This window comes from Actinacidiphila oryziradicis (assembly GCF_005047355.1).
Lineage (GTDB): Bacteria > Actinomycetota > Actinomycetes > Streptomycetales > Streptomycetaceae > Actinacidiphila > Actinacidiphila oryziradicis.
This window is the reverse complement of record NZ_SUMC01000012.1, coordinates 97,741-123,957: the sequence shown is the minus strand read 5'-3', so window position 1 is coordinate 123,957 and position 26,217 is coordinate 97,741. Positions and strand designations below refer to the sequence as shown.

Sequence of the window (26,217 nt, the reverse complement as noted above, 5' to 3'; positions counted from 1 at the left end):
CGGAGGATCGTGCCGCCGGCATGGACCCGTGCGGGGTATCCGGCGGACGCCAGGGAGGCAGGGCCCTCTAAGGTTGCCCAGTACAGCAAGTGCCGGCCCGGCACGACCAGCGCACCGGACGACGATCGGAGCCGACCCGCATGGGCGAGCAGAAAACCCCCATCCCCTTCTTCCCCCAGGAGGTCATCGAGCAGTACGCCGGACTCGGCGTCGACATCGTCGCCCTCTTCTCGGCCGGCCACCTCGGCACCCGTATGGGCGTCGAAATAACCGAAGCCTCCGCCGAACGCGTCGTCGGCACCATGCCCGTCGAGGGCAATACGCAGCCGTACGGCCTCCTGCACGGCGGCGCCTCCGCCGTCCTGGCAGAGACCCTCGGCTCCATCGGCGCCATGCTCCACGCCGGCCCCTCCAAGCTCGCCCTCGGCGTCGACCTCAACGCCACCCACCACCGCGGAGTACGCTCCGGTCTCGTCACCGGCGTCGCCACCCCCGCCCACCGCGGCCGCACCTCCGCCACGTATGACATCGTCATCACCGACGAACACGACAAGCGCGTCTGCACCGCTCGCCTCACCTGCACCCTGCGCCCCGTCTCCCCCAACGGCATCACCGGCTGAAAAGCCTCCATTGTGGGCCTACGCGGGCGCGGTCCAACGTGCGGCCATGAGTGGTCGAGCGCCGTCCACGCCCGCGGGCCGCAGGCCATGAGCGGCATCGGCCCCATCGAGCCCGGTGAAGGCACGGGTACGGGCCCGGGCGCCGCCCAGGTCCACGACGTCATCAGCGGCGCCGCCCCGCCGCCGTCCGACCGCCGGCGCCGCGCCGCCGTCGTCCTCACCGCCGCGGCAGCCCTCAGCGCACTCGCCGGCTGTGCCTTCGCGACCCGCCCCGGCCCGTCCGCCCCCGCGCCCGACCTGTGGCCCGCCCAGATCACCCGCTTCCTCCCCCAGCTACCTCCCCCAGCCTTCGGCCGGGAGGTGCCCCCAGGAGGTGCCCCCAGCAGGGCCCGCCGAAGCCGCCGACCGCGACCTCGGCACCTTTACCTTCTGATTCCTCGTCACCGTCGCTCCGGGCCCCCGGTCACCTTCCAGAGGATCGCCCAGCCGTATCGGGCTGATCACCACCGCCGAACCCGCCACCCCCGTCACCGTGCACGGCGGAACGACCCCGCAGCGTCTCTGTGCACGTATACACCCGCAATTGCGCCACTCTGCCACTGAACGCCGGGATCTCTTTCATCGACGTAACGCTCCGTAACACCCGTGCAATACAGACCCAGAGCTTCATTTTCGACGGGCGTTACCCCCGCGAGCTGTTCGAATCGATCCGGATCATCTGCCCGAAGTCAGTAACAAAATCACCCTAACCCCTTACCGGAACTGCGGATTCTCATCATCCGGACGGCATGTAACAGCGCACAAATGTCCAATCTGCCCACTGTGACCCACCGTTGAACCTCAATCCGGCATAACAAGACAGTCACATCATGGCCTTCATCTCGGCCCGACCCCCTTCCCACCAATAGAGTCACGCCCAGTCACCGCATTACCGGATTGCAGCTCAGTTCGGATCCAGTCGGGAGACTCGGCGTCTCACCAGAGACGGCCGCGCCAGGTGAAAGGACTGAACGTGCGACACCGTTCCTTGCTGATGCTGACCTCCGTGCTTACCACCGGAGCACTTGCCCTCACCGCCTGCGGTTCCCGCGGCGACAGCGGCAGCAAGAGCAGCAGCGGCACCACCGTCGTCATCGGGGTCGACGCCCCCCTCACCGGTCAGAACTCCGCCACCGGCCTCGGCATCCAGTACGGCGCCCAACTCGCCGTCGACGACGCCAACAAGAACAAGACGGTTCCCGGCGTCACCTTCAAGATCACGGCGCTCGACGACAAGGCACTGCCCGCCACCGGCCAGCAGAACGCCACCACCCTCGTCGCCGACCCCAACGTCCTCGGCGTCGTCGGCCCCCTGAACTCCGGCGTCGCCCAGTCGATGCAGCAGGTCTTCAACACCGCCAATCTGGTCGAGATCTCCCCCTCGAACACCAGCGTCCCCCTCACCCAGGGCCCCGCCTGGGCCTCCGGCAAGAAGACCCGCCCCTACAAGACGTACTTCCGCACCGCCACCACCGACGCCCTCCAGGGCGCCTACGCCGCCGACTACGCCTACAACACGCTCAAGAAGAAGAAGGCCTACATCGTCGACGACAAGCAGCCCTACGGGGCCGGCCTCGCCGGCATCTTCAGTGAGCAGTTCACCAAGCTCGGCGGCAAGGTCATCGGCACCGACCACGTCAACACCGGTGACACCGACTTCTCCACCCTCTCCACCAAGGTCAAGAACTCCGGCGCCGACATGCTCTACTACGGCGGCCAGTACGATGAGTCCTCGCTGCTCACCAAGCAGCTCAAGGCGGCCGGCGCCCAGATCCCGCTCTTCGGCGGTGACGGCATGTACTCCGACACCTACATCACCAACGCCGGATCAGCCAGCGCAGGCGACCTCGCCACCTCCGTCGGCGCCCCCGTCGACACCCTCCCCGCAGCCCAGCAGTTCATCAAGGACTACAAGGCCGCCGGCTACAAGGGCGACTACCAGACCTACGGCGGCTACTCCTACGACGCCACCACCGCCATCATCAAGGCCGTAGGCAAGACCGTCACCAACGGCAAGATCCCCTCCGACGCCCGCTCCAAGATCGTCGATGCCGTCCAGGCCTCCAACTTCGACGGCATCACCGGCAAGGTCTCCTTCGACCAGTACGGCGACACCACCAACAAGCAGCTCACCGCCTACGAGGTCAAGAGCGGCAAGTGGGTCGCCGTCAAGAGCGGCACCTACAGCGGCAGCTGACCGGCCGGCAAGACCCCGGGCCGCGTGGTAGGTACGCCCACCGCGCGGCCCGCGCCATACCCCCTGACCATCCCCCCAACGACATGGAGGCCAAGCGGTGAACACCCTGCCGCAGCAGCTGGCCAACGGGCTGTTTCTCGGCTCGATGTACGGGCTCATCGCCATCGGTTACACGATGGTGTACGGCATCGTCCAGCTCATCAACTTCGCCCACGGCGAGATCTTCATGACCGGCGGCTTTGGTGCCCTCACGGTCTACCTCGTCCTCCCAACCGGCACCTCCATGTGGGTTGCCCTCCCGCTCATGCTCATCGGAGGGGCAGTCGTCTCGGTACTCATCGCCACCGGCGCCGAACGCTTCGCCTACCGGCCGCTGAGGAACGCCCCACGCCTGGCTCCCCTCATCACCGCCATCGGTCTCTCCCTCGCTCTCCAGGAAGCCATCCGCAACCTCTACCCGAAGGCCACCTCGGCCCGGGTCTTCCCCCAACTCCCCGCCGGCCCCTGGCACATCGGATCCGTCCAGATCCAAAGCGGCGACCTCTTCGTCCTTATCGGCGCCCCCCTCTGCATGGCCGCCCTCGCGGGCTTCGTCCGCTCGACCCGCACCGGTCGCGCCATGCAGGCCACAGCCCAGGACCCTGACACTGCCCAGCTCATGGGCATCGACACCAACCGCGTCATCGTTGTCGCCTTCGCCATCGGCGGCCTCTTCGCCGCCGTCGCAGCCGTCTCCTACGGCCTGCGCTACGGCCAGGTCAAGTACGACATGGGCTTCCAGGCGGGCCTCAAAGCCTTCACCGCCGCCGTGCTCGGCGGCATCGGCAACATCTACGGCGCCATGCTCGGCGGTCTCGTGCTCGGTCTCGCCGAGGCCCTCGCCACCGCCTATATCGCCAACATCCCCGGCATGGAACAGCTCGGCGGCAGCGGCTGGGCCTCCGTGTGGGCCTTCGTCCTCCTCATCCTCGTACTGCTGCTGAGACCACAGGGCCTGCTCGGCGAGCGTGTAGCGGACAGGGCGTGAGCACATGACCAACACCACCGTGACCACCGAGTCCACCCCGGTGAACACAGCCCTCATCCCCCTCCCCGTCAACGTCGCCCGAGCCCTCACCGCGGTCGGCGGCCTGGCCACCGCAGCCTCCGCCTACCTCGCGTGGACCTGGACCAGTGACTTCCCCGGGGACCTCACCTACTACGGCGCCCCCGCCGGAGTCCAATGGCTCACCTTCGTAGCCGGCCTCCTCACCCTTCTGTTCTCCCTCAGCGGATACAGCGTCAAGGGCCTGCGCTGGCTCGCCTCCCAAACCACCGCCCCCCTCCTCATCAGTTCCCTCGGCGGCCTCGCCGTCACCTGGTACTCCCTCGGCGCCATCGCAGTCGAACTCGGCGGACTCGCCAACCTGACCACCGGCGGCACCATCGCCGGCGTAGCCGCACTCATCCCTGTCATCGGCGCTCTCGGCCTCCCCAAAGCCGACACCGCCCCTGACGGCGGGGGCCTGAAGGCACGCCTCGCCGCCTACACCGCCAAGCTCGACCGGACCACCCCGCGCACTCAGGTCCCGGCCTGGCAACAGCGCGCCATCATCACCCTCGCCATCGCCGTCGGCCTCAGCGTCTTCACCTACGGCATCGACTCCTACACCGAGACCTTCATCGGCTTCCTCATCGTCGTAGGCTTCGGCGCCTGGGCCCTGCACGCCGCAGGCATCCTCGAACGCTTCTCCGCGCTCACCGCCACCCACCGCGGCTTCTCCACCGTTCTGGCGTTCGCCGCCGCCGCCGTCTTCCCCTTCACTCAGAACAACGACCACAACGCAAACCTCGGCGTCAACATCCTCATCTTCGGCACCGTCGCTCTGGGTCTCAACATCGTCGTGGGCCTCACCGGCCTCCTCGACCTCGGCTACGTCGCCTTCCTCGGCGTCGGCGCCTACGCGGCCGCCCTTGTCTCCGGCTCCGAGTACTCTGTGTTCTCCGGCACCACCTTCCCTTTCTGGGCCGCCGCCCTCACCGGAGCGGGCGCCTCCCTCGTCTTCGGCGTCCTCATCGGCGCACCCACACTCCGGCTGCGCGGCGACTACCTGGCCATCGTCACCCTCGGCTTCGGTGAGATCTTCCGCATCGCCGTCAACAACCTCGACGGCGTCTCCGGGCCCAAAATCACCAACGGCCCTGCCGGCATCCCGGGCATCCCCGATCTCACCATCTTCGGCTTCAATCTCGGGAACTCCCATGCCTTCGGCGGCTTCACCATCGGCCGCTTCGCCAACTACTTCTTCCTGATGTTGGTCATCACCGCGATCGTCATCGTCATCTTTACCCGCGCCGCCGACTCCCGGATTGGCCGCGCCTGGGTCGCCATCCGCGAAGACGAGACCGCCGCCACCGCCATGGGCATCAACGGCTTCCGCGTCAAGCTCGTCGCCTTCGCGCTCGGCGCCTCCCTCGCCGGCCTCGCCGGCACCGTCAGCGCCCACGTCACCTACAACGTCGTCCCGAACCCCTACCAATTCGCCGGAGCAGCGCCCCCCAACTCCGCCTTCCTCCTCGCCGCGGTCGTCCTCGGCGGCATGGGCACCGTCAGCGGCCCCCTCCTCGGCGCCGCACTCCTCTACCTCATCCCCGAGAAGCTCCAGTTCCTCCAGAACTACGAACTCCTCGCCTTCGGCGTCGCCCTCGTCATCCTCATGCGCTTCCGCCCCGAAGGCGTCATCGCCAACAAACGACGCCAACTCGAATTCCACGAAGCCGAAGAACCCGCAACGCCGGCCGAACCCGCCGCGCCCGCCACGGCTGGGGTGTGAACCACATGACCGACACCATCCTCGAAGCCAGCGGCGTCATCATGCGCTTCGGCGGCCTCACCGCCGTCCGCGACGTCAACCTCACCGTCAACAGCGGCGAAATCGTCGGCCTCATCGGCCCCAACGGCGCCGGCAAGACCACCTTCTTCAACTGCCTCACCGGCCTGTACGTCCCCACCGAAGGCACCGTCAAATACAAGGGCACCGTCCTCCCGCCCAAACCACACCTCGTCACCAAAGCCGGCATCGCCCGCACCTTCCAGAACATCCGGCTCTTCGCCAACATGACGGTCCTCGAAAACGTCCTCGTCGGCCGCCACACCCGCACCAAAGAAGGCCTACTCTCCGCCATCATCCGCGGCCCCGGCTACCACCGCGCCGAAGCCGCCAGCCGCGCCCGCGCCATGGAACTTCTCGAGTTCACCGGCCTCGCAAGCAAAGCCGAACACCTCGCGCGGAACCTCCCCTACGGCGAACAGCGCAAGCTGGAGATCGCCCGAGCACTGGCCAGCGACCCCGGACTGCTGCTCCTGGACGAGCCCACCGCGGGCATGAACCCACAGGAGACCCGCGCGACGGAGGAGCTTGTCTTCGCCATCCGCGACCAGGGCATCGCCGTCCTCGTCATCGAGCACGACATGCGCTTCATCTTCAACCTCTGCGACCGCGTCGCCGTACTCGTCCAGGGCGAAAAGCTCGTCGAGGGCACCAGCGAAGTCGTCCAGAGCGATGAGCGCGTCATCGCCGCCTACATCGGCACGCCCTTCGAAGGCGCACCGGGCGACGAAGAGCTCGCCGAGGTCGAAGCCGCCGAAGCCAGCGCCGAAGCCAGCACCGCGGCCGACGCCGTGACCAGCACCAGCAGTAAGGAGGACGACCGGTGACCGCCCTTCTCGAAGTAGAGGACCTCCGCGTCGCCTACGGCAAGATCGAGGCCGTCAAAGGCATCTCCTTCTCCGTCGAAGCCGGCCAGGTCGTCACCCTCATCGGCACCAACGGCGCCGGCAAGACCACGACCCTGCGCACCCTCAGCGGCCTCCTGCGCCCCATCGGCGGCCGCATCCTCTTCGACGGCAAGCCCCTCGAGAAGGTCCCCGCGCACAAGATCGTGGCGCTTGGTCTCGCCCACTCCCCCGAGGGGCGGCACATCTTCCCCCGCCTCACCATCGAGGAAAACCTCAAACTCGGCGCCTACCTCCGCAAGGACGCCGAAGGCATCGCCAAGGACATCCAGCGCGCCTACGACCTCTTCCCGATCCTCGGAGAGCGGAAGAAGCAGGCCGCAGGCACCCTCTCCGGCGGCGAGCAGCAGATGCTCGCCATGGGGCGCGCCCTGATGTCCCAGCCGAAGCTCCTGATGCTCGACGAACCGTCCATGGGGCTCTCCCCCATCATGATGCAGAAGATCATGCAGACGATCGTCGAACTCAAGGCCTCGGGCACCACCATCCTGCTCGTCGAGCAGAACGCCCAGGCGGCGCTCTCCCTCGCCGACCAGGGCCACGTCATGGAGATCGGCAAGATCGTCCTCTCCGGCCCCGGCCAGGAGCTCCTCCACGACGAATCCGTGCGGAAGGCCTACCTCGGCGAGGACTGATCCCCGCCCCTCTCGACCCTCCGCCGGTACGCACATACGAGGGGCCCGCACCGAATCGCCGGTGCGGGCCCCTCGTGCATCGCTGCTTCCGGCTACTTCTCCGGGACCTCTTCGATCACGGCCTGCGCCACCGCCTGCATCGTCATCCGGCGGTCCATCGACGTCTTCTGGATCCACCGGAACGCCGCGGGCTCCGTCAGGCCGTACTTCGTCTGCAGCACGCTCTTCGCCCGGTCCACCAGCTTCCGGGTCTCCAGGCGCTGGCTGAGATCCGCGATCTCCAGCTCCAGCTGCTTCAGCTCCGTAAAACGGCTCACGGCCATCTCGATCGCCGGCACGAGATCGCTCTTGCTGAACGGTTTCACCAGGTAGGCCATCGCCCCGGCGTCCCGCGCCCGCTCCACGAGCTCCCGCTGGGAGAACGCGGTCAGCATCAGGACGGGGGCCAGGCGTTCCTTGGCGATCCGCTCGGCGGCGGAGATGCCGTCCAGGATGGGCATCTTCACGTCCAGGATCACGAGGTCAGGGCGGTGCTCCTCGGCGAGCTTGACGGCGGTCTCGCCGTCGCCGGCCTCACCGACTACTGCGTAGCCCTCTTCCTCGAGCATCTCTTTGAGGTCGAGCCGGATCAGTGCCTCGTCCTCGGCGATGACGACACGCGTCGTCTGCGGGGGTACGTGCGACTGCTCGCTGGTCTCAGCGTGCTCATCGGGGGCGCTCACGGGTCTCCTCGTTCCAGGGCAGGTGCTGCACCATGAGCCTACCTATCTCCGGTATGGTTGGAACACGGCGGTCCTCCGCTAACCTTCGTTTTGAAGGAAGCCCCGGTAGCCCAGCGGGAGAGGCACGGTGCTCAAACCACCGACAGCGTGGGTTCGAATCCCACCCGGGGCACTTTCCCTTCGATTGCAAGGTGCGTTGCTTCTTTGCGATCTTCGCCGCTTGGGGTGAAAATCGCCGCGATCGGCCGTGACACAGCAGAGCCCCCTCCAAACTCGGCTGGCGAGGCTCTTCGATGCGGAGCAGGTGGGGTACATGCTGCGGCATGTGCTGGACAGCGTGCCGGTGAAGAATTTCCAGGACTGGCCGCCCTGGCGGAGCCTGGTCGTGGAGACGGCGGCCCAGGTGCTGGATTACCTCGGCGGGACGCTGGTGGTCGTCCAGTCGGTGCTGGTGGAGGGGTACTGGGCGGAGATCCGCGACGGGCTGGGGCGGGCCGGGATACCGGTGCGCCATTTCGTGCTGCATGCGGACCGGGAGGTCATGGTGCGGCGCATCGAGGCTGACGACTCGCTGGAGTCGGGGGGTGCCCGGCAGTGGCGTCTGGACCACCTCGCGGCCTACGAGGGCGCCAGGGCTTGGCTGGGCCGGGAGGGCGAGGTGGTCGACACGACGCGGGTGGGGGCGCCGGAGGCGGCCCGGTTGATCGCAAGCAGGGTGAGCTAGGAGGAGGCAGCCTTCGGGGAGTCGTCCTCGCCTACATGGTGGACGCGGACCATGTTCGTGGAGCCGGAGACGCCGGGCGGGGAGCCTGCCGTGATCACGACGACGTCGCCCTGCCGGCAGCGGCCGATGCTGAGGAGCTGCTCGTCGACCTGGGCGACCATTTCGTCGGTGGTCTGGACGGTCGGGCCGAGGAAGGTCTCGACGCCCCAGGTGAGGCTGAGCTGGGAGCGGGTGGCGGCCTCGGGGGTGAAGGCGAGAACGGGGATGGGTGAGCGGTAGCGGGTGAGGCGTCGGGCGGTGTCGCCGCTCTGGGTGAAGGCGACAAGGAGTTTGGCGTTGAGGAAGTCGCCCATTTCGGCGGCGGCGCGGGCGACGGCGCCGCTTTGGGTGCGGGGTTTGTTGCTCTCGGTGAGGGGCGGCAGCCCGGTGGCGAGCATGTCTTCCTCGGCGGCTTCGACGATGCGGCCCATGACCTTGACGGTTTCGACGGGATATTTGCCGACGCTGGTCTCGCCGGAGAGCATGACGGCGTCGGCGCCGTCCATGACGGCGTTGGCGACGTCGGACGCTTCAGCGCGGGTGGGCCGGGAGGCGTCGATCATGGATTCGAGCATTTGGGTGGCGACGATGGCGGGCTTGGCATTGCGCCTGGCCAGCTTGACGGCCCGTTTCTGGACCATGGGGACGGCTTCGAGGGGCATCTCGACGCCGAGGTCGCCGCGGGCGACCATGATGCCGTCGAAGGCGTTGACGATGTCTTCGAGGTTGTCGACGGCCTGGGGTTTTTCGATCTTGGCGATGATGGGGACGCGGCGTCCTTCCTCGCGCATGATCTTGTGCACGTCTTCGGCGTCGCGGCCGCTGCGGACGAAGGAGAGGGCGATGACGTCGGCGCCGATGCGCAGCGCCCACCGGAGGTCGTCGATGTCCTTTTTGGACAGGGCGGGGACGGAGACGGCGACACCAGGGAGGTTGAGTCCCTTGTTGTCGGAGATGATGCCGCCTTCGATGACCATGGTGTGGACGAGGGGTCCTTCGACGTCGGTCACTTCGAGGGTGACGCGTCCGTCGTCGACGAGGATGCGTTCGCCTTTGCTGACGTCGGCGGCGAGTCCTTTGTAGGTGGTGCCGCAGCAGTGGCGGTCGCCGGGGACGTCGTCGACGGAGATGGTGAATTCGTCGCCGCGTTCAAGGACTACGGGGCCTTCGGCGAAGCGGGCGAGTCGGATCTTCGGGCCTTGTAGGTCGGCGAGGATGCCGACGCTACGGCCGGTTTCGTCGGAGGCTTTGCGGACGCGTCGGTAGCGATCCTCGTGGTCGATGTGGGAGCCGTGGCTCATATTCAGACGGGCTACATCCATTCCGGCTTCGACCAGTGCCTTGATCTGGTCGTACGAGTCGGTTGCGGGGCCCAGGGTACAGACGATTTTCGCTCGGCGCATGGATCGACCCTACGACTTACTGGCGGGTAGGTATCTGGATGTAGGCGACTGTCCAACGTCCTTTGGATTAACGGTTGTTGACAAGTGCTGAAGTGTGCGCCGGGGCGCTCTGATGAGCACATTAGGCGCATTAGCTGAGATCGGGGGGCGTGATGGTGAAGTGCGCTGTGACGGAAGCGTGAATGGTCTGCCGTTCGGGTTCGAGATCGAGGGGTTCGGGTGGTTCTTCGGCCCCGGCGGCGCTATAGGCGGTGGTGCGCATTTTGGACCGTTCGCGGTATGGGGTGGGTCCGGCGATGCCTTCGTCGGTGAGTTCGGTGAGGGCGACGAGGCGGGAGCCGAGGGCGTCGGCGTATTCGCGGGCGCGCTGGACGGCGGAGTGTACGGCTTGCCCGCGGGCTGTGCGATAGGCGGGTGAGCCGGGGCGCAGGGACCAGGAGGGTCCGTCGACGCGGGTGAGGTCGAGCTCGGCGAGGCGGGTGATGAGTTCGCCGAGGGCGGTGAAGTCGGTGAGGGTGGCGCTGATGCGGACGAGGCCGGTGTAGGCGCGGACGCGTTCACCGCGGCCTCTTTCGCGGAGTTGGGGGGTGATGAGGAGGGTGCCGGTTTCGAGGGTGTCGAGGGCGTCGCCGTAGGTCTTGACGAGGTCGAGGGCCTGGGCGTTGCGGTGGGTTAGGTCGTCGAGGGTGGTGCGGCGGTCGGTGCCTCGGGCGGTGATGGTGATGGTGATGCCGGCGAGTTCGGGTTGGGCGTCGAGGACGGCTTCGCCGCGGATGGTGATGCGGGGTGCGGTGGGGGTTCCGTAGGGCTTCGCGGTGTCATGGGCGGCGGTGGCTTCGGGTGGTTCGTTGGGGTCTGTGGTCATGGGTCCACTGTGGCATTACCTGATAGAAACCTGCGGGGACTGTTGCGAGTTGGCGTGCGCGCGTAAGAATCTACGCGCGTTACCCAACGCGCCACACCATCGACGAGATCTCGGGAGCAGAGCCATGGCGCTCGACCGCAGGACCTTCCTCAATCGTTCGGCCGCGACGGGCGCCGGGGTGGCGCTCGCCGGCGCCGCGGCGGCGCCGGCCGAGGCGCACGGCAAGGAGAAGCCGGTGCCGGCGCCTAAGACGTATTCGTTCTCGGTGCTGGGGACGACGGATCTGCACGGGCATGTCTTCAACTGGGACTACTTCACGAACGCGGAGTACACGGACACCGCGCAGAACGACGTCGGTCTGGCGAAGATCTCGACGCTGGTGAATCAGGTGCGGAAGGAGAAGGGCTGTCACCGGACGTTGCTGATCGACGCGGGTGACATCATCCAGGGCACTCAGTTGTCGTACTACTACGCCCGGGTGGATCCGATCACGGGTACGGACGGTAAGCGCGGGCCGAAGCACCCGATGGCGCTGGCGATGAACCACATGGGGTATGACGCGGCGGCGCTGGGGAATCACGAGTTCAATTACGGAATTCCGACGCTGCGTAAGTTCCAGCAGCAGATCAATTTCCCGCTGCTGGGTGCCAATGCGCTGGACGCGAAGACGCTGAAGCCGGCGTTTCCTCCGTACACGGTGAAGCGGATCAAGGTGCCGCACGGTCCGGACATCAAGGTCGGGATTCTTGGGCTGACGAATCCGGGTATCGCGATCTGGGACAAGTCGAATGTCCAGGGCCAGATGACTTTCCCGGGTCTGGTCGATCAGGCGAAGATCTTTGTGCCGAAGCTGCGGTCGCTGGGCTGCGATGTGGTGATCCTCACCGATCACTCGGGGCTGGACGGGGGCACCTCGTACGGTGACGCGCTGCCGTATCCGGAGAACGCGTCGTCGGACGTGGCCGCGCAGGTGCCGGGGATCGACGCGATCCTGGTGGGGCACACCCACAAGGAGGTGCCGTCGCGGACGGTGACGAACACCGAGACGGGCAGGACGGTGGTGCTGTCGGAGCCGTATATGTGGGGGATGCGGCTGAGCGTCTTCGATTTCGCGCTGGAGCTGAAGAAGGGCCGCTGGGAGGTCACGTCGGTGACGGCGGATGTCCTGAACGCCAATTCGGCGGCCGAGGACCCGGAGGTCGTGAAGTTGGTGAAGGCGGAGCACGACGCGGTCGTTGCATATGTCAACCAGGTTATCGGGACATCGAAGGTGGCGATGTCGTCGACGGAGTCGACGTACAAGGACACACCGATCATCGACCTGGTCAATCGTGTGCAGACGGATACGGTGAAGGCCGGGCTGGCGGGTACGGCGTATGCGTCGTTGCCGGTGTTGTCCGAGGCGTCGTGCTTCTCGCGCACGGGGGCGATTCCGGCGGGGGATGTGACGCTGCGGGATGTTGCGGGGCTGTACATCTACGAGAACACGTTGGACGCACGTTTGCTGACGGGCGCTCAGGTCAGGGACTATCTGGAGTTCACGGCGGCGTACTACGTGCAGACACCGGCCGACGCGGTGATCGACGTGGCGAAGCTGACGAACGCGAACAGCAGGTGGGACTACACGTATGACATGGTCAGCGGGGTGAGTTATGAGATCGACATCGCGCAGCCGGAGGGTTCGCGGATCAAGAATCTGACGTACGGCGGGGCGGCGCTGGACGACAGTGCGCAGTTCGTTCTGGCGGTGAACAACTACCGGGCGAATGGTGGCAGCAATTACCCGCATGTGGCGGCTGCTACGTCGGTGTGGTCGAGTTCGGACGAGATCCGGAACACGATCATCGCGTGGGTGAAGGCGAACGGGACGATCGACCCGACGGCGTTCGCTTCGGTGGACTGGAAGCTGACGCGGGACGGTACGCCGGTGTTCTGAAGAGGGCTCTCCAGGCGCCAGGGCCTGTCCGGCGGATCTCCGTGGGAGAAGGAGCGGGGTCTGGTGCCTGCGATTCGCATGGAGGGGGCGGAGGTGGGGGCACCTCCCGGCCGAAGGTTGGGGGAGGAAGCGACGGGGAGCGTCGTTGACTGACGACAACGCCGCGAGCGCTGGTACCAGGGCACGCGACGCCGCGGAGATCCGCCGGACAGGCCCTAGGTGGCGGGTCTGGTCCCTGGGGGCAGGCTGCCGGTCTCGGTGGCCTGCCCGATGTACTCCATGAGGACGCGGCGCAGTTCGCGGGCGGCTCGGGGTGGTTCGGCGTCCTTGCGGTGGGCGAGGGCGATGGTGCGTTGCATTCCGGGTGGGGCGAAGGGGGTGGCCCGGACGCCGGGGCGGCGCTCGGCGACCATGCCGGGAAGGACGGCTGGTCCGAGTCCGGCTTCGACGAAGCCGAGGACGGCGTCCATTTCGCCGCCTTCTACGGAGAAGGTCGGTTCGAAACCAGCGGCGCGGCACGCGTTGACGGTGAGTTCGCGGAGGTCGTAGCCGCGGCGGAACATGACCAGTGGGCGGTCCCGGAGATCTTCCACCTGGATCTGGGCGGTGCCTGCGAGGGGCGGGGCGTCGGCGGCGCTGACGGCCACCAGGTCCTCGTGGAGCAGTGGGGTGGCGGCGAGTGCCGGGTCGTGGCTCTGCAGGGGGAGGACGATCAGGGCGAGGTCGAGGCTGCCGGTGGCGAGTTCGCGGACGAGGTCGCGGGAGCCGCCTTCTTCGATGATGAGCTGGATGCCGGGGTATTGGCGGTGGTAGTCGCGGAGTACCTCGGGGAGGAGTCCGGTGCAGAGGCTGGGGGTGGCGCCGAGGCGGACCCGGCCGCGGCGTAGCTGGAGGAGTTCCTGCACTTCCTGTGTGGCTGTCTCGGTGTCGGCGATGATGCGGCGTGCGAGGGGTAGCAGCGTCTCCCCTGCGTCCGTCAGTGCGATGTGGCCCCGTGCGCGGCTGAAGAGTTCGGCGCCGAGTTCGCGTTCCAGGGCGCGGATTTGTTGGGAGAGGGAGGGCTGGGCGACGTGGGTGCGTTCGGCGGCGCGGGTGAAGTGGCGGGTGTCGGCGACGGCGAGGAAGTAGACGAGCTGTTGTAGCTGCACGTCCCGCACCTTAGGGCTTCGCCCGGACTGCGGGGTTCAGGTGCGGGCCGGTGGGTGGCGTCGTGCCCACCCTCCCCCAGCTACCTCCCCAGCCTTCGGCCGGGAGGTGCCCCAGGAGGTGCCCCTATCTCGCTCCGCTCGGCCCTGCGGGACGATTGCCCACAACGTGTTTTCATAGGTTCCGCCTATCGAGACCAGGTGTTCCATGTCTTGGACCTGTTGTGGGTGGTCGGCCTAGCGTCGGCTTCATGGCTTTGGCGACTCGGACGGTTCGGCCGTCCGCCGTGCGGACGCTGTGGGGTTCGACCGTGGGCAAGAAGGCGGTCATGGCCGGCACTGGCGTGATCATGCTGTTGTTCCTGGTTGTGCACATGTTCGGAAATCTCAAGATCTTCTTCGGTGCGGCGGAGTTCAACTCCTACGCGGCCTGGCTGCGGACCATTGGCGAGCCGGTGCTCCACGAGACCTGGTATCTGTGGCTGCAGCGGACGGTGCTGGTGGCCGCTGTGGTCCTGCATGGCGTGGCGGCGTTCCAGTTGAGCCGCCGGGATCTGGCGGCGCGGCCGTCGAAGTATGTGCATGGCAGGGCCCGGGCGAGTTACGCGACGCGGACGATGCGGTGGGGCGGGGTGATCCTCGGGCTGTTCATCGTCTGGCACATTCTCGATCTCACGACGTTGACGGTGAATCCACGGGGGCAGGCGGGTCACCCGTACGAGAACATCGTGGCTGATTTCCGGGTCTGGTATGTGGATGTGTTCTACATCGTGGCGATGCTGGCGTTGGGTATGCATATCCGGCACGGCTTCTGGAGTGCGGCGCAGACACTGGGGGCGAACAACGGACGGCGGGACCGGGCGCTGAAGACTGTGGCGAATGTGCTGGCCGTGGCGCTGACTGCTGGTTTCCTGGTGGTGCCCGTGTCGGTGATGACCGGATTGGTGGGCTGATCATGAGTGGTTACGGTGATTACCGGCTCGGGGAGCCGGTATCCGATACGAAGGCTCCGGCGGGGCCGGTGGAGGACCGCTGGGACCAGCGGCGTTTTGAGGCGAAGCTGGTGAATCCGGCGAACCGCCGTAAGCATACGGTGATTGTGGTGGGTACGGGGCTCGCAGGTGGCGCGGCGGGGGCGACGCTGGCGGAGCAGGGGTATCACGTGGTGCAGTTCTGTTATCAGGATTCGCCGCGCCGGGCGCATTCGATCGCGGCGCAGGGCGGTATCAATGCGGCGAAGAATTACCGTAATGACGGTGATTCGGTGCACCGGTTGTTCTATGACACGGTGAAGGGCGGGGATTTCCGGGCGCGGGAGTCGAATGTGCACCGGCTGGCCGAGGTGTCGGTGGCGATCATCGACCAGTGTGTGGCGCAGGGGGTGCCGTTCGCGCGGGAGTACGGGGGCCTGCTGGATACGCGGTCGTTCGGCGGGGTGCAGGTGTCGCGGACGTTCTATGCCCGGGGGCAGACGGGGCAGCAGTTGCTGCTGGGGGCGTATCAGGCGTTGTCGCGGCAGATCGACGCGGGGGGCGTGGAGTTGCATGCGCGGACGGAGATGCTGGATCTGATCGTGGTGGACGGCCGGGCGCGCGGGATCGTGGCGCGGGATCTGGTGTCGGGGGCCGTGTCGGTGCATCTGGGGGACGCGGTGGTGCTGGCGTCCGGCGGGTACGGCAATGTGTTCTTTCTGTCGACGAACGCGAAGGGTTCGAACGCGACGGCGGCGTGGCGGGCGCACCGCAAGGGGGCGTATTTCGCCAATCCGTGCTTTACGCAGATCCATCCGACGTGTATTCCGCGTTCGGGTGACCATCAGTCGAAGCTGACGCTGATGAGTGAGTCGTTGCGTAATGACGGCCGGATCTGGGTGCCGAAGGCGCAGGGTGATGCGCGGTCTCCGGAGAAGATTCCGGAGGACGAGCGCGATTATTACCTGGAGCGGATTTATCCGTCGTTCGGCAATCTCGTGCCGCGTGATATCGCTTCGCGGGCCGCGAAGAATGTGTGCGACGAGGGGCGGGGGGTGGGTCCTGGCGGGCAGGGGGTGTATCTGGATTTCGCGGAGGCGATTGCCCGTATGGGGCGGGAGAAGGTTGCGGAGAAGTACGGGAATCTCTTTGAGATGTATGAGCGGATCACTGCCGAGGATCCGTACAGCCGGCCGATGCGGATCTATCCGGCGGTGCATTACACGATGGGCGGGCTGTGGGTGGACTACGACCTGCAGACGACGGTGCCGGGGCTGTTCGCGATCGGGGAGGCGAATTTCTCCGACCACGGTGCGAACCGGCTGGGGGCGAGTGCGTTGATGCAGGGTCTGGCCGACGGCTATTTCGTACTGCCGGCGACGATCAACGACTATCTGGCGCGTGGTCCGCACGATCCGGTGCCGGTGGATCATCCGGCGGTGGAGGAGGCCGTGGCGGACGTGGAGGACCGGCTGCGTCTGCTGCTGGCGGTGGACGGTGACCGTACGCCGGATTCGTTCCATCGTGAGCTGGGCGAGCTGTTGTGGGACGAGTGCGGGATGGCCCGCACCGAGGCGGGGCTGCGGAAGGCGCTTGAGCGGATTCCGGCGCTGCGGGAGGAGTTCTGGCGGCGGGTGAAGGTGCCGGGGACGGGCGAGGAGCTGAACCAGTCGTTGGAGAAGGCGAACCGGGTGGCGGATTTCCTGGAGCTGGCGGAGTTGATGTGTCTGGACGCGCTGCATCGTGCGGAGTCGTGCGGCGGGCATTTCCGGGAGGAGAGCCAGACGCCTGACGGGGAGGCGCTGCGGGACGACGAACGGTTCTCGTATGCGGCGGCCTGGGAGTTCACCGAGGCCGGTGTGGCGCCGGTGCTGCACAAGGAAGACCTGGTCTTCGAGTATGTCCATCCCACTCAGCGGAGTTACGCGTGAACCTCACTTTGCGTATCTGGCGGCAGCGTTCGGCGTCCGAGGAGGGCGCTATGGCCACGTACGAGGTGGCGGACATCAGTCCGGACATGTCGTTCCTGGAGATGCTGGACGTGCTGAACGAGGAGTTGATCCTGCGGGGTGAGGATCCGGTGGCGTTCGACCATGACTGCCGGGAGGGGATCTGCGGGGCGTGCGGGATGGTGGTGAACGGGCAGGCGCACGGTCCGGAGCGGACGACGACGTGTCAGTTGCACATGCGGTCGTTTCGGGACGGGGACACGATCGACGTCGAGCCGTGGCGGGCGGCGGCGTTCCCGGTGGTGCGGGATCTGGTGGTGGACCGGTCGGCGTTCGACCGGGTGATCCAGTCCGGGGGTTATATCTCGGTACCCACGGGGAGTGCTCCGGAGGCGCATGCGACGGCCGTCCCGAAGGAGGCCGCCGATTACGCCTTCGAGCACGCTGAGTGCATCGGGTGCGGGGCGTGTGTGGCGGCCTGTCCGAACGGGTCGGCGATGTTGTTCACGTCGGCGAAGGTCAATCATCTGAATGTGCTGCCGCAGGGCGCGCCGGAGCGCGAGTCGCGGGTGCTGAACATGGTGGCGGCGATGGACGATCAGGGTTTCGGCGGCTGTACGAACACCGGTGAGTGCGCGACGGCGTGTCCGAAGGGGATTCCGTTGCCGTCGATCGCCGCTATGAACCGTGAGTGGCTGCGCGCGGTGCGGAAGGGAGGGAGCTGATCCGGGATTGCTGGGGTGGGGTGCTGAGGCCGAAGGTGGTGAAGGCGGTACGGGTGGGGAGGGGGTAAGGCGTTTGGCCGGTGATGGCGTTGAGGATGACGGAGGAGCGCCAGGCGGCGAGGCCGAGGTCGGGGGCGCCGACGCCGTGGGTGTGGCACTCGGCGTTCTGGACGTGGATGGCGCCGGTCACTGAAGCGTCCAGGACGATGCGGTGGTGTTCGTCGATCTTGGGGCGGCCGGCGGAGTCGCGGCGGATGTAGGGGTGGAGGGGGGAGAGCAGGGCGCCGAGGGGGCGTTCGCGGTAGCCGGTGGCGAGGATGACGGCGTTGGTGGTGAGGCGGCTGCGGGTGTTCTGCTGCTCGTGTTCGAGGTGGAGTTCGATGGCGTTGGTGCCGAGGCGGCCGGCGGTGCGGACGGTGACACCGGGGGTGAGGGTGGCGTCGGGCCAGCCGCCGTCCAGGGTGCGGCGGTAGAGCTCGTCGTGGATGGCGTTGATGGTGGCGTGGTCGATGCCCTTGTGGAGCTGCCACTGCTGGGGCAGGAGCTTGTCGCGTACGGGTTCGGCGAGGCCGTGGAAGAAGCGGGTGTAGTCAGGGGTGAAGTGTTCCAGGCCGAGCTTGCTGTACTCCATGGGGGCGAAGGCGGGGGTGCGGGCGATCCAGGTGAGTCTTTCGCGGCCGACGGGGCGGGTCCGGAGGAGGTCGAGGAAGACTTCGGCGCCGGACTGGCCGGAGCCCACGACGGTGATGTGTTCGGCGGTGAGGATGCGTTCGCGCTGCTTGACGTAGTCGGCGGAGTGGACGATGGGGGCGGTGGGGGCTTCGGCGAGCGGGCGTAGCGGCTCGGGGATGTAGGGGGCGGTGCCGAGGCCGAGTACGAGGTTGCGGGTGAGGGTGCGGCCGAGGGCTTCGGCCTGGCCGCCTGCGTCGAGGCGGGTGTGGTCGACTTCGAACAGGCCTCGGCCGGGGTTCCAGCGGACGGTGTCGGCCTGGTGGCCGAAGTGGGTGGTGGGCAGGGCTTGGGCGACCCAGCGGCAGTAGGCGTCGTATTCGGCGCGGTGAATGTGAAATCGCTCGGCGAAGTAGAAGGGGAAGAGCCGGTCGCGGCTCTTCAGGTAGTTGAGGAAGGTCCAGGGGCTGGCGGGGTCGGCGAGGGTGACGAGGTCTGCGAGGAAGGGCACTTGGAGGGTGGTGCCGTCGATGAGCTGGCCGGGGTGCCAGTTGAAGTCCTGGCGCTGGTCGTAGAAGGCGGCGTTGAGGTAAGGGAGGGGGTCGGCGAGGGCGGCGAGGGAGAGATTGAAGGGGCCGATGCCGATGCCGAGGAGGTCGAGTGGCTGTTGCTGGTCTTCAGGAGTGGTCATCGGTCGGTGGTGCCTTCCGTGCGGGGTGCGGAGGTGATGAGGTCCAGGAGTTGTTGCAGGTCTTCGGGGCGGGTGGCGGGGTTGAGCAGGGTGGCTTTGAGCCAGAGCCGGCCGTCGGCCCGGGCCCGGCCGAGGACGGCGCGGCCCTGGTCGAGCAGGGTGCGGCGGATGGCTGCGACCTGGTGGTCGGTGGCATCGGCTGGGCGGAACAGGACGGTGCTGATGGCGGGGCGCCGGTGGAGGGTGAGGCCGGGTTCCTGCTCGATCAGGTCGGCGAAGGTGTGGGCCTGGTCGCATACGGTGTCGACAAGTCGTCCTATGCCGTCGCGGCCCAGGGCGCGGAGCGTGACGGCGATCTTGAGGACGTCGGGGCGGCGGCTGGTGCGCAGTGACCGGCCCAGCACGTCGGGCATTCCGGCTTCTGTGTCGTCGGCGGCGTTGAGGTAGTCGGCCCGGTGGTCCAGGGGCCGCAGGGCGGCCGTGTCGGGGACGGCCAGCAGCCCGGCCGCTACCGGTTGCCAGCCGAGTTTGTGCAGGTCGAGGGTTACGGAGGCGGCTGCGGTGAGGCCGTCGAGCTTGGGTGCTTCGCGGTCGCTGAAGAGGAGGGGTCCGCCGTAGGCGGCGTCGATGTGCAGTGCGGCGCCGTATGCCTCGGCGATCCGGCCGATCTGGGGCAGCGGGTCGATGGCGCCGGTGTCGGTGGTTCCGGCGGTGGCGACGACGAGGGTGCTGCGGCGTGGCAGGTGTTCCAGGGTCCGTGCCAGTTCGCCGGGGTCCACGATCCCTGCCGGGGTGTCGACGGTGACCGGTTCGGGCAGGCCGAGGAGCCAGGCCGCGCGATGGATGCTGTGGTGGGCGTTGGCGCCGCACACGACCTGCAGCGGGGGGTGGGCGGCGTGCTCCCGGGCGAGGAGGAGTGCGAGTTGGTTGGATTCGGTGCCGCCGGTGGTGATGAGCGCGTCGGGTGCGTGGTGGACGGGGCCCTGGCTGCCGGGGCCTTGGTGTGGGTAGACCAGTGCGGCGAGCACGGCGGTGGTCTCCGCCTCCAGGGCTGTGGCGGACGGAGCCTGGTCCCAGGAGTCCAGCGACGGGTTCAGCACGCCGGCTGCGAGGTCCGCGGCTACGGCGGCGGCCAGTGGCGGGCACTGCAGATGCGCCGTGCAGCGCGGGTCGGCGGGGTCGGCGGCCCCTTCGGCGAGGGCCCGTACGAGGGTACGCAGTGCCTCTTCCGCCCCGGTGCCGGTGTCGGGGAGCACCGGTGTGCAGGCCTCCCGCACCCGCCGCGCCACCGCTTCCGGGCCGCCGGCCGGGAGCGGGCCGCCGCGTGCGGTGGCGCCGTCGGCGAGCGCGGTGAGCACCGTGCCCAGTAACGGGCGCAGCCTGCCGGGGCCTTGGGTGCCTCCGGCCAGGCCTGCGGCGAGGCTTCCGGAGGGGCTTCCGGCGGGGTGGGGTGGCATGGGGTGGCCCTTTCGGATTGCGCAGGTGAGGGCGTACGCGGCGGACTCGTATGCCCCGTATGCACAACGACCGGCGCCGGTCGGGGGTATTGCCCGGGGTGATCGGAACGTCGACTTCCGCGCGGACGGCGGCGGACGGGGTTGACCTTGACGCGCACGTCAAGGTCTAGCGTCGTGGTCACAGCCTTCATCCGACTGTCGAGGAGCCCTCATACTGCTGAGAGGCCGCGCGAATAGGTGGGGCGGCGGAACATGGGCGCCCGCCGCGCTGGGGGCACCTCCCGGCCGAAGGCTGGGGGAGGCTGATGTCGCCGTGGCGTCGTCCGGTGATGGGGGCACCTTCCAGCGTTAGCTGGGGGGAGGCCTGTCGGACGCAGTCGGCAACGCCGCGAGGTGCCGCCCGTCGCCTGTGGGCACCTCGCGGCGTTAGCTGGGGGAGGCTGCTCGTGCCCGCTGCGGAGCAGCGGCAGTGACATCGGCTGCTCCGCAGCGGGCACGAGCGGCGGTGAAGGGACCGTTCGTGATCCGCCGGACAGGCTCTAGGCGCCGCGGACGCGAAGGGCGCGGGCGAGATCGTCGAGTTGGTCCATGAGCGTGCGGCGCAATGCCGGGGTGGGATCGGCGTCGCGCAGGCATTCCTCGCCGAGGCGGAGGGTGTCGTGGTCGACGTGCGGGAGGGGGAAGGCGTAGCGGCCGGCGGCTTTGGCGAGGGCAGGGCCGCGGCGGGCGGCGAGGGCTGTGGCGGCGGGGTAGTAGCGGGGGACGTAGTCGCTCAGGAGGTCCAGCTGTTCGGGCTGCCAGAAGCCCTGGGCCGTGGCGGTGAAGCGGTAGTTGGAGAGATCGGTCCGCTCGTCGCAGGGGAACAGCGAGTCCCAGGCGGCTCGTTTGGCGGCGGGGTCGGGGAGGGCGGCGCGGCAGCGGGCGGCGGCTTCCTGGCCGGTGGCGCTGGGGTCGGCGGCGAGTTCGGCGGCGATGTCGGCGTCGGTGGCGGCGCCGAGGACGGAGAGGCGGAGCAGGAGCTGCCAGCGCAGTTCGTGGTCGAGGGCGGGGCCGCCGGGGATGCGCCGCTCGGTGAGCCATTCCCGTAGCTCGGCAGTGCCGGTGCCGACGGCGATGAGGGCGCGGGCGGCGGTGAGGGGGTGGCGGGGCAGCAGGGCGCGGCCGATGGTGTCGAGGGTGGCCAGCGCGGCGGGGCGCCGGCCGGCGGGGAGGTAACGGTCGGCGATCTGGGTGCGGGCGAAGGTGAGGACGCTCTCGGCGATGGCGATGTCGGTCTCGTACGGCAGGTTGGCGCGGGCCACGTCGAGGTAGGCGGCGGGCGGCAGCTCGCCGTCGCGGACCAGGTCGCGGGCGGCGTTCCAGACCACGGCCCGGGAGAGGGAGTCGGGCAGTCCGCGCAGCGCCGCGGCCGCCGCGGCCCAGGACTGCTCGTCGAAGCGGACCTTGGCGTAGGTGAGGTCGCCGTCGTTGAGCAGTACGAGGTCGGGGCGGCGGCCGGGCAAGACCTTGACGGCGTCGCCCTGCGGGACGTCGAGTTCGAAACGGTCGCGCGGGACGAGGCGGCCCGGGCCGTCGGGGGCGTGGTCGTACGCGCCGACGGCGATGCGGTGCGGGCGGCTGCCGTCGCGGTCGACGGTGAGGTGCCAGTGGCCCTCGGCTTCGCCGATCGCCGGGGTGAGGGTGTCGACTCCGGTGGTGCGCAGCCACTTCTCGGCCCAGGTGTGGACATCGCGGTCGGTGGCGCGGGCGAGGGAGTCGATGAAGTCGGCGAGGGTGGCGTTGCCGAAGCGGTGGCGGGCGAAGTGGTCGTTGATTCCGGCGAGGAAGTCCTTCTCGCCGAGCCAGCTGACGAGTTGGCGCAGGACGGAGGCGCCCTTGGCGTAGGAGATGCCGTCGAAGTTGGACATGGCGGAGGCGGTGTCGTGCACGGTCTCGGCGTCGGGGGCGACGGGGTGGGTCGAGGGGCGCTGGTCTGCGTCGTAGCCCCAGCCCTTGCGGGCGAGGGCGAAGTCGGTCCAGGTGTCGGTGAAGCGGGTGGCCTCGGAGAGGACCTGGAATCCCATGTATTCGGCGAAGGACTCATTCAGCCAGATGTCGTCCCACCACTGGAGGGTGACGAGGTCGCCGAACCACATGTGCGCCATTTCGTGAGCGATGACCATGCCGCGGGTCTGCCGCTGGGTGTCGGTGACGGCGGAGCGGTAGATGAACTCGTCGCGGAAGGTGACCAGTCCGGGGTTCTCCATGGCGCCGAAGTTGAATTCCGGTACGAAGGCCTGGTCGTAGGAGTCGAAGGGGTACGGCTCGTCGAAGATCTCGTGGTAGCGGTCGAAGCAGCGGCGGGTGATGTCGAAGATCTCGTCCGCGTCGGTGTCGAGGTGGGGCGCGAGGGAGCGGCGGCAGTGCAGGCCGAAGGGCAGCCCGGCGTGCTCGGAGCGTACGGAGTGCCAGGGTCCTGCGGCGATCGCGAAAAGGTATGTACTGATCGGTGGAGTCGACGCGAGCTGCCAGCGGCCCTCGCCGGTGCGTTCGGCGATACCGTTGCCGAGCACGGTCCAGGTGGGCGGGGCGGTGACGCTGACCTCGAAGACGGCCTTCAGGTCCGGCTGGTTGAAGGCGGCGATGACGCTCCGGACGTCCTCCAGGGACATCTGCGTATAGAGATACGTTTCGCCGTCGGCGGGGTCGGTGAAGCGGTGCATGCCCTCGCCGGTGCGGGAGTAGCGCATGTCGGCCTCGACGCGCAGTTCGTGCGGGCCGGCGGTGAGGCCGGTGAGGTGGAGGCGGTTGTCGTCCAGCGTCGTGGTGTCCAGCGGGCGGCCGTCGAGGAGGGCGCTGTGCAGGGTGGCGGGTTTGAGGTCGGCGAAGGTGTCGCCGTCGTGGTGTGCGGTGAACCGGATCACGGTCGTGGAGCCGAACAGCTCTTCCCCGCCGGTGAGGTCGAGGTCGATGGAGTAGCGCTGGACGTCGATCAGGCGGGCGCGGGCCTCGGCCTCGGTGCGGGTGAGTTCAGGCATGCGGCCCATGCTGCCGCATCACCGGTGCGGGGCGCAGGAGGGTTTGCGGCGGCGGCCGGACGTAGGGTGCCCGCATGATTGCCAAGTTGCAGTGCACCGTTGTCGACTGTCCGGACCCGGGTGCGCTGGGCGCCTTCTACCAGGGGCTTCTCGGCGGGGAGCTGGATGACAGCGACCCTGCGTGGGTGTGCTCGCGCTGGGTGCCGCGCCGCTGCACGACAGCGGCGGCCGGAATTCGGGATTCCGGGCCTTCACCGATCCGGCGGGGCATCCCTTCTGCCTCTGTTTCGGGCAGTCCTGAGCCGTGTCCCGCAGCGGCGGCCTGGTCGACGCCTGCACGACGGTCACCCGTGCTCAAGCTCCGGGAGTCCGAACAGGCAGTTCGCGTTCGCTGGCGGCGGCAGCCAGGCGCTTGTCGTACGTGACGAACGCGGTGAGGGCGAGTTCCAGGTGCTCGGCGCTGGCGAGGTGGATCGCGTCGAGGCTACGCAGGTGTCGTATCGGGAACACGCCCGCCGCGCGAAGGATCGGGCCGGTGATCCGGACCCGCAGTACCCGGTCCAGCAGTTCCTCTGCCGCGTCACCCACTTCGGGATCCGCACCGGCCCGGACCAGCGCACGGGCGACTTCGGTCTGGGCAAGGGCCGATGTGGCATGCCCCTCAGCGGCGTGAGCGCCCAGGAAGGCCCGAAGGGCGGGCGTCTCCGGCTCGGGAAGCAGCAGCTTCAACAAGGCGCACGAGTCGAGATAGATCAACGGTCTTCTTCCTCGCGCATCGCCAGCAGCACGTCGGACAGCCGGGAGGGAGCCCCGGGCCGGGCGGGGAGCGGCTGCCAGTCGCCGAGGCCTCGTGCTGAGGCAGCGTTGTCCGGATCTACGGTGCCGGTGCGGACGAGATCCTCCATGACACGCTGCTCGGGGTCGGGCGGCGACAGCACGGCGATCAACCGGCCGTTCCGGGTGATCTCGACGCGCTCGCCGGCGGCTACACGGTCGATAAGCTCGCTCGCGTGCTGCTGCAGCTGACGGATGGGCACTCTGGTCGTCATGCAGCAACCGTATGAGCTCCGTGCGTCGAATGACGCCCACGTGCGTTGTTTTCACGCGTACGAAGTACACCGCAGCGTCACCATGAACATCATCACTGTCAGTCGTGCTTGTGCCAGGGCTGAGCGCACTGCTCCAGCACGGCCCGGTGGGTCGCCGTCCAGGCGTACGCCGCCCGCACCTCCGCCACCGCTCCCCCGTCGCGCAGCCGCACCATCGCGGGGTCCCCGGCCTCTGCCGCGGCCTCGATGCCACGCCAACAGCGGTCCTGCCACCACAGCACCGTCTCGACGACACGCCCGCGATCGGCGGCGTCCAGCCCATATGCGTCGCATATAATCCCGAAACGTCGCCCCACCTGGTGCGGGCCCGGGCCCGAGGGGCCGGTGCCGCAGAACTGCCAGCAGACCTGCGCCACATCGTGGATCCGGCTGCCCGGCGCGGCCAGATCCCAGTCGATGATGACGACGGGCCGCGTCCCGAGGCCCGGTACCTCCCTGTAGACGGTGTTCTTCGGCGACAGATCGTTGTGGCACACCACCTCACCGCCCGCCGCCGCCGGCGTCCCGGCCGTCAGGTCGTGGAACTCCCGTACCAGGCGCGCGACCGCCGCCAAACCCTCGTCACCGGCCTCCTGCCCCGCCGACCCCTCGGCGTACGACAGCACCTCACGGCCCCACTCGTCTGTACCCAGATGGCGGGGCGCGCCCTGCCATCCCGCGCGCTCGAAGAGCTCCAGCAGCTCCCATACGTACTCCGCCCGCTCCCCCGCCGTCCGCCGGACCGTGTCCCCGGACCGTACGACCTTGTTGATGAAACCGCCGCTCAGCGGCTCCTCCCGCTCCTCCGGCTCCCCCTGCTCCTCAGATCGCGGCCGCACGCAGTGCCTCCCCTGCTGCCGAGGCGATCGGCTCGCCGTGGCCGAAGCACACGGTCTCGGTGTCGAGAGCGGCCAGGCGGTGGTAGGCGTCCACGGTCCGCGCGCGGTCCGTATTGAAGACGCCGGGCATCGGCCGCCCCTGCGCGTGGGCGATGGTGTCGCCGGTGAACAGCACTCCGGCCGATGGCAGATGCAGTGCGATACTCCCCGGAGTGTGCCCGGGGACATGCAGGATCCGAGCCCGCGCGCCCCAGTCCAGCTCGTCGCCGTCCGCCAGTTCCCGGTCCACGCGGGCGGGTGGTGCGTGCGGAACGGTCGGGACGACCGCGTCGTAGAGCGGCCGCTCCCACGGCTCCAGTACGGGTGGTGTCGGGGGCGCCGTGCCCCGGATCGCCGGCGCGTCGTCGGCTCCGGCCAGTACGCGGGCGCCGGTGGCGGCGGCCAGGGCCGCGGCCGAGCCGGAGTGGTCGTGATGGGAATGGGTCAGCACGATCTCGCGGAGGTCGTGGGGCCGGGCGCCGAGCTGCCGCAGGGCGGTGAGGATCGCTGCCTCGGAACCGGCCGGGCCCGAGTCCACGAGGGCGTATCCGCCGGGCTGCCGGACGACGTAGACCTGCCCGACGGGGAAAGGCAGGAGCCAGATGTCAGTGGTCACTTGTACGGTTTCCATTGTCCGACGGTAAGCAGATGCCAGAACCTGAGCCACACGTT

The 26,217-nt window shown here is 68.3% G+C and carries 22 protein-coding genes, 1 tRNA gene and 1 pseudogene; 13 read left to right on the top strand and 11 right to left on the bottom strand.

Translation table 11 applies throughout. The annotated features are described in order from the left end of the window. Positions 1-140 precede the first annotated feature (140 nt). The 6 genes from FCI23_RS15715 to FCI23_RS15690 all read left to right on the top strand — a co-directional run bounded on the left by FCI23_RS15715 (position 141) and on the right by FCI23_RS15690 (position 7,266). Positions 141-620: a PaaI family thioesterase gene (locus FCI23_RS15715; RefSeq protein WP_136724505.1), complete on the top strand. Its 480-nt coding sequence runs from the start codon at positions 141-143 to the stop codon at positions 618-620. 1,033 nt (positions 621-1,653) lie between these two features. Continuing rightward, on the top strand, positions 1,654-2,856 hold the full coding sequence (locus FCI23_RS15710; protein ID WP_211265340.1) for a branched-chain amino acid ABC transporter substrate-binding protein: 1,203 nt from the start codon (positions 1,654-1,656) through the stop codon (positions 2,854-2,856). A 97-nt stretch (positions 2,857-2,953) separates the two neighbouring features. Beyond that, positions 2,954-3,883 (top strand): branched-chain amino acid ABC transporter permease, encoded by a 930-nt coding sequence (locus FCI23_RS15705; RefSeq protein WP_136724504.1) that lies wholly within the window; start codon positions 2,954-2,956, stop codon positions 3,881-3,883. A gap of 4 nt (positions 3,884-3,887) precedes the next feature. Beyond that, entirely contained in the window at positions 3,888-5,669 is a 1,782-nt protein-coding gene (locus tag FCI23_RS15700; RefSeq protein WP_136724503.1) for a branched-chain amino acid ABC transporter permease, read from the top strand. A 5-nt stretch (positions 5,670-5,674) separates the two neighbouring features. Continuing rightward, entirely contained in the window at positions 5,675-6,553 is an 879-nt protein-coding gene (locus FCI23_RS15695; protein WP_136724502.1) for an ABC transporter ATP-binding protein, read from the top strand. Next, complete coding sequence (locus FCI23_RS15690) at positions 6,550-7,266, top strand: ABC transporter ATP-binding protein (RefSeq protein ID WP_136724501.1); 717 nt, start codon at positions 6,550-6,552, stop codon at positions 7,264-7,266. The genes FCI23_RS15695 and FCI23_RS15690 overlap by 4 nt, the downstream gene beginning before the upstream one ends. Before the next feature lie 92 nt (positions 7,267-7,358). Here the strand turns inward: FCI23_RS15690 and FCI23_RS15685 are convergent, their stop codons facing one another. After that, positions 7,359-7,988 (bottom strand): ANTAR domain-containing response regulator, encoded by a 630-nt coding sequence (locus FCI23_RS15685; RefSeq protein WP_136724500.1) that lies wholly within the window; start codon positions 7,986-7,988, stop codon positions 7,359-7,361. Between the two features lie 99 nt (positions 7,989-8,087). Here FCI23_RS15685 and FCI23_RS15680 point away from each other — a divergent pair. Together FCI23_RS15680 and FCI23_RS15675 are read left to right on the top strand one after the other, a co-directional pair. Further along, positions 8,088-8,160 (top strand) — tRNA-Leu (locus FCI23_RS15680). Positions 8,161-8,301: 141 nt separating this feature from the next. Continuing rightward, positions 8,302-8,712: a nucleoside/nucleotide kinase family protein gene (locus FCI23_RS15675; RefSeq protein WP_246143733.1), complete on the top strand. Its 411-nt coding sequence runs from the start codon at positions 8,302-8,304 to the stop codon at positions 8,710-8,712. Here the strand turns inward: FCI23_RS15675 and pyk are convergent. Both pyk and FCI23_RS15665 read right to left on the bottom strand, forming a co-directional pair. After that, positions 8,709-10,154: a pyruvate kinase gene (gene pyk / locus FCI23_RS15670; RefSeq protein WP_136724498.1), complete on the bottom strand. Its 1,446-nt coding sequence runs from the start codon at positions 10,152-10,154 to the stop codon at positions 8,709-8,711. The two genes, FCI23_RS15675 and pyk, sit on opposite strands and share 4 nt — an antisense overlap. 130 nt (positions 10,155-10,284) lie before the next feature. Next, a complete protein-coding gene (locus FCI23_RS15665) occupies positions 10,285-11,019 on the bottom strand; it encodes an SIMPL domain-containing protein (protein WP_136724497.1) in 735 nt (244 codons plus the stop codon). Between the two features lie 124 nt (positions 11,020-11,143). Here FCI23_RS15665 and FCI23_RS15660 point away from each other — a divergent pair, with 124 nt between their 5' ends. Continuing rightward, positions 11,144-12,955 carry a bifunctional metallophosphatase/5'-nucleotidase gene (locus tag FCI23_RS15660; RefSeq protein ID WP_136724496.1) on the top strand — a complete coding sequence of 604 codons (1,812 nt, stop codon included), beginning with the start codon at positions 11,144-11,146 and terminating at the stop codon, positions 12,953-12,955. 215 nt (positions 12,956-13,170) lie between these two features. On the opposite strand, the gene FCI23_RS15655 is transcribed toward FCI23_RS15660, so the two are convergent. Further along, entirely contained in the window at positions 13,171-14,103 is a 933-nt protein-coding gene (locus FCI23_RS15655; protein ID WP_136724495.1) for a LysR family transcriptional regulator, read from the bottom strand. A 248-nt stretch (positions 14,104-14,351) separates the two neighbouring features. On the opposite strand from FCI23_RS15655, the gene FCI23_RS15650 reads away from it, so the two are divergent. The 3 genes from FCI23_RS15650 to FCI23_RS15640 are packed head-to-tail and all read left to right on the top strand — an operon-like array spanning position 14,352 to position 17,745. Then, positions 14,352-15,053, top strand: coding sequence for a succinate dehydrogenase cytochrome b subunit (locus tag FCI23_RS15650; protein ID WP_136724494.1), 702 nt, complete (start codon positions 14,352-14,354; stop codon positions 15,051-15,053). A gap of 2 nt (positions 15,054-15,055) precedes the next feature. Next, positions 15,056-17,002: a fumarate reductase/succinate dehydrogenase flavoprotein subunit gene (locus tag FCI23_RS15645; protein WP_136724493.1), complete on the top strand. Its 1,947-nt coding sequence runs from the start codon at positions 15,056-15,058 to the stop codon at positions 17,000-17,002. Beyond that, positions 16,999-17,745: a succinate dehydrogenase/fumarate reductase iron-sulfur subunit gene (locus FCI23_RS15640; protein WP_136724492.1), complete on the top strand. Its 747-nt coding sequence runs from the start codon at positions 16,999-17,001 to the stop codon at positions 17,743-17,745. Before FCI23_RS15645 ends, FCI23_RS15640 begins: the two co-directional genes overlap by 4 nt. Here FCI23_RS15640 and FCI23_RS15635 read toward each other — a convergent pair. From FCI23_RS15635 to pepN, 3 genes are all read right to left on the bottom strand, one after another. Beyond that, entirely contained in the window at positions 17,699-19,105 is a 1,407-nt protein-coding gene (locus FCI23_RS15635) for a lysine N(6)-hydroxylase/L-ornithine N(5)-oxygenase family protein (protein WP_136724491.1), read from the bottom strand. The two genes, FCI23_RS15640 and FCI23_RS15635, sit on opposite strands and share 47 nt — an antisense overlap. Beyond that, positions 19,102-20,562 carry a pyridoxal phosphate-dependent decarboxylase family protein gene (locus tag FCI23_RS15630; protein WP_136724490.1) on the bottom strand — a complete coding sequence of 487 codons (1,461 nt, stop codon included), beginning with the start codon at positions 20,560-20,562 and terminating at the stop codon, positions 19,102-19,104. Before FCI23_RS15630 ends, FCI23_RS15635 begins: the two co-directional genes overlap by 4 nt. A 539-nt stretch (positions 20,563-21,101) precedes the next feature. Further along, complete coding sequence (gene pepN / locus FCI23_RS15625) at positions 21,102-23,579, bottom strand: aminopeptidase N (RefSeq protein WP_136724489.1); 2,478 nt, start codon at positions 23,577-23,579, stop codon at positions 21,102-21,104. A gap of 74 nt (positions 23,580-23,653) precedes the next feature. Here pepN and FCI23_RS63050 point away from each other — a divergent pair. Further along, positions 23,654-23,880: pseudogene (locus FCI23_RS63050) on the top strand (VOC family protein). 53 nt (positions 23,881-23,933) lie between these two features. Here the strand turns inward: FCI23_RS63050 and FCI23_RS15615 are convergent. The 4 genes from FCI23_RS15615 to FCI23_RS15600 form a co-directional block, all read right to left on the bottom strand. After that, positions 23,934-24,335: a type II toxin-antitoxin system VapC family toxin gene (locus tag FCI23_RS15615; protein WP_136724488.1), complete on the bottom strand. Its 402-nt coding sequence runs from the start codon at positions 24,333-24,335 to the stop codon at positions 23,934-23,936. Next, positions 24,332-24,628, bottom strand: a complete 297-nt coding sequence (locus FCI23_RS15610; RefSeq protein WP_136724487.1) for a type II toxin-antitoxin system Phd/YefM family antitoxin — start codon at positions 24,626-24,628, stop codon at positions 24,332-24,334. The genes FCI23_RS15615 and FCI23_RS15610 overlap by 4 nt, the downstream gene beginning before the upstream one ends. A 98-nt stretch (positions 24,629-24,726) precedes the next feature. Further along, complete coding sequence (locus tag FCI23_RS15605) at positions 24,727-25,506, bottom strand: phosphotransferase (protein ID WP_136724486.1); 780 nt, start codon at positions 25,504-25,506, stop codon at positions 24,727-24,729. Continuing rightward, the gene (locus FCI23_RS15600; RefSeq protein WP_136724485.1) at positions 25,490-26,176 is read right to left on the bottom strand and encodes an MBL fold metallo-hydrolase; all 687 of its coding nucleotides are present in this window, start codon (positions 26,174-26,176) and stop codon (positions 25,490-25,492) included. Before FCI23_RS15600 ends, FCI23_RS15605 begins: the two co-directional genes overlap by 17 nt. Positions 26,177-26,217 lie beyond the last annotated feature (41 nt).

What these genes read in the sequence shown, in the direction of transcription:
- FCI23_RS15715 (WP_136724505.1), top strand. Translation starts at nt 141, where the DNA reads ATGGGCGAGCAGAAAACCCCCATCCCCTTCTTCCCCCAGGAGGTCATC.
- FCI23_RS15710 (WP_211265340.1), top strand. Translation starts at nt 1,654, where the DNA reads ATGCTGACCTCCGTGCTTACCACCGGAGCACTTGCCCTCACCGCCTGC.
- FCI23_RS15700 (WP_136724503.1), top strand. Translation starts at nt 3,888, where the DNA reads ATGACCAACACCACCGTGACCACCGAGTCCACCCCGGTGAACACAGCC.
- FCI23_RS15695 (WP_136724502.1), top strand. Translation starts at nt 5,675, where the DNA reads ATGACCGACACCATCCTCGAAGCCAGCGGCGTCATCATGCGCTTCGGC.
- FCI23_RS15675 (WP_246143733.1), top strand. Translation starts at nt 8,302, where the DNA reads ATGCTGCGGCATGTGCTGGACAGCGTGCCGGTGAAGAATTTCCAGGAC.
- pyk (WP_136724498.1), bottom strand. Translation starts at nt 10,154, where the DNA reads ATGCGCCGAGCGAAAATCGTCTGTACCCTGGGCCCCGCAACCGACTCG.
- FCI23_RS15665 (WP_136724497.1), bottom strand. Translation starts at nt 11,019, where the DNA reads ATGACCACAGACCCCAACGAACCACCCGAAGCCACCGCCGCCCATGAC.
- FCI23_RS15660 (WP_136724496.1), top strand. Translation starts at nt 11,144, where the DNA reads ATGGCGCTCGACCGCAGGACCTTCCTCAATCGTTCGGCCGCGACGGGC.
- FCI23_RS15650 (WP_136724494.1), top strand. Translation starts at nt 14,352, where the DNA reads ATGGCTTTGGCGACTCGGACGGTTCGGCCGTCCGCCGTGCGGACGCTG.
- FCI23_RS15645 (WP_136724493.1), top strand. Translation starts at nt 15,056, where the DNA reads ATGAGTGGTTACGGTGATTACCGGCTCGGGGAGCCGGTATCCGATACG.
- FCI23_RS15635 (WP_136724491.1), bottom strand. Translation starts at nt 19,105, where the DNA reads ATGACCACTCCTGAAGACCAGCAACAGCCACTCGACCTCCTCGGCATC.
- FCI23_RS15630 (WP_136724490.1), bottom strand. Translation starts at nt 20,562, where the DNA reads ATGCCACCCCACCCCGCCGGAAGCCCCTCCGGAAGCCTCGCCGCAGGC.
- pepN (WP_136724489.1), bottom strand. Translation starts at nt 23,579, where the DNA reads ATGCCTGAACTCACCCGCACCGAGGCCGAGGCCCGCGCCCGCCTGATC.
- FCI23_RS15610 (WP_136724487.1), bottom strand. Translation starts at nt 24,628, where the DNA reads ATGACGACCAGAGTGCCCATCCGTCAGCTGCAGCAGCACGCGAGCGAG.
- FCI23_RS15600 (WP_136724485.1), bottom strand. Translation starts at nt 26,176, where the DNA reads ATGGAAACCGTACAAGTGACCACTGACATCTGGCTCCTGCCTTTCCCC.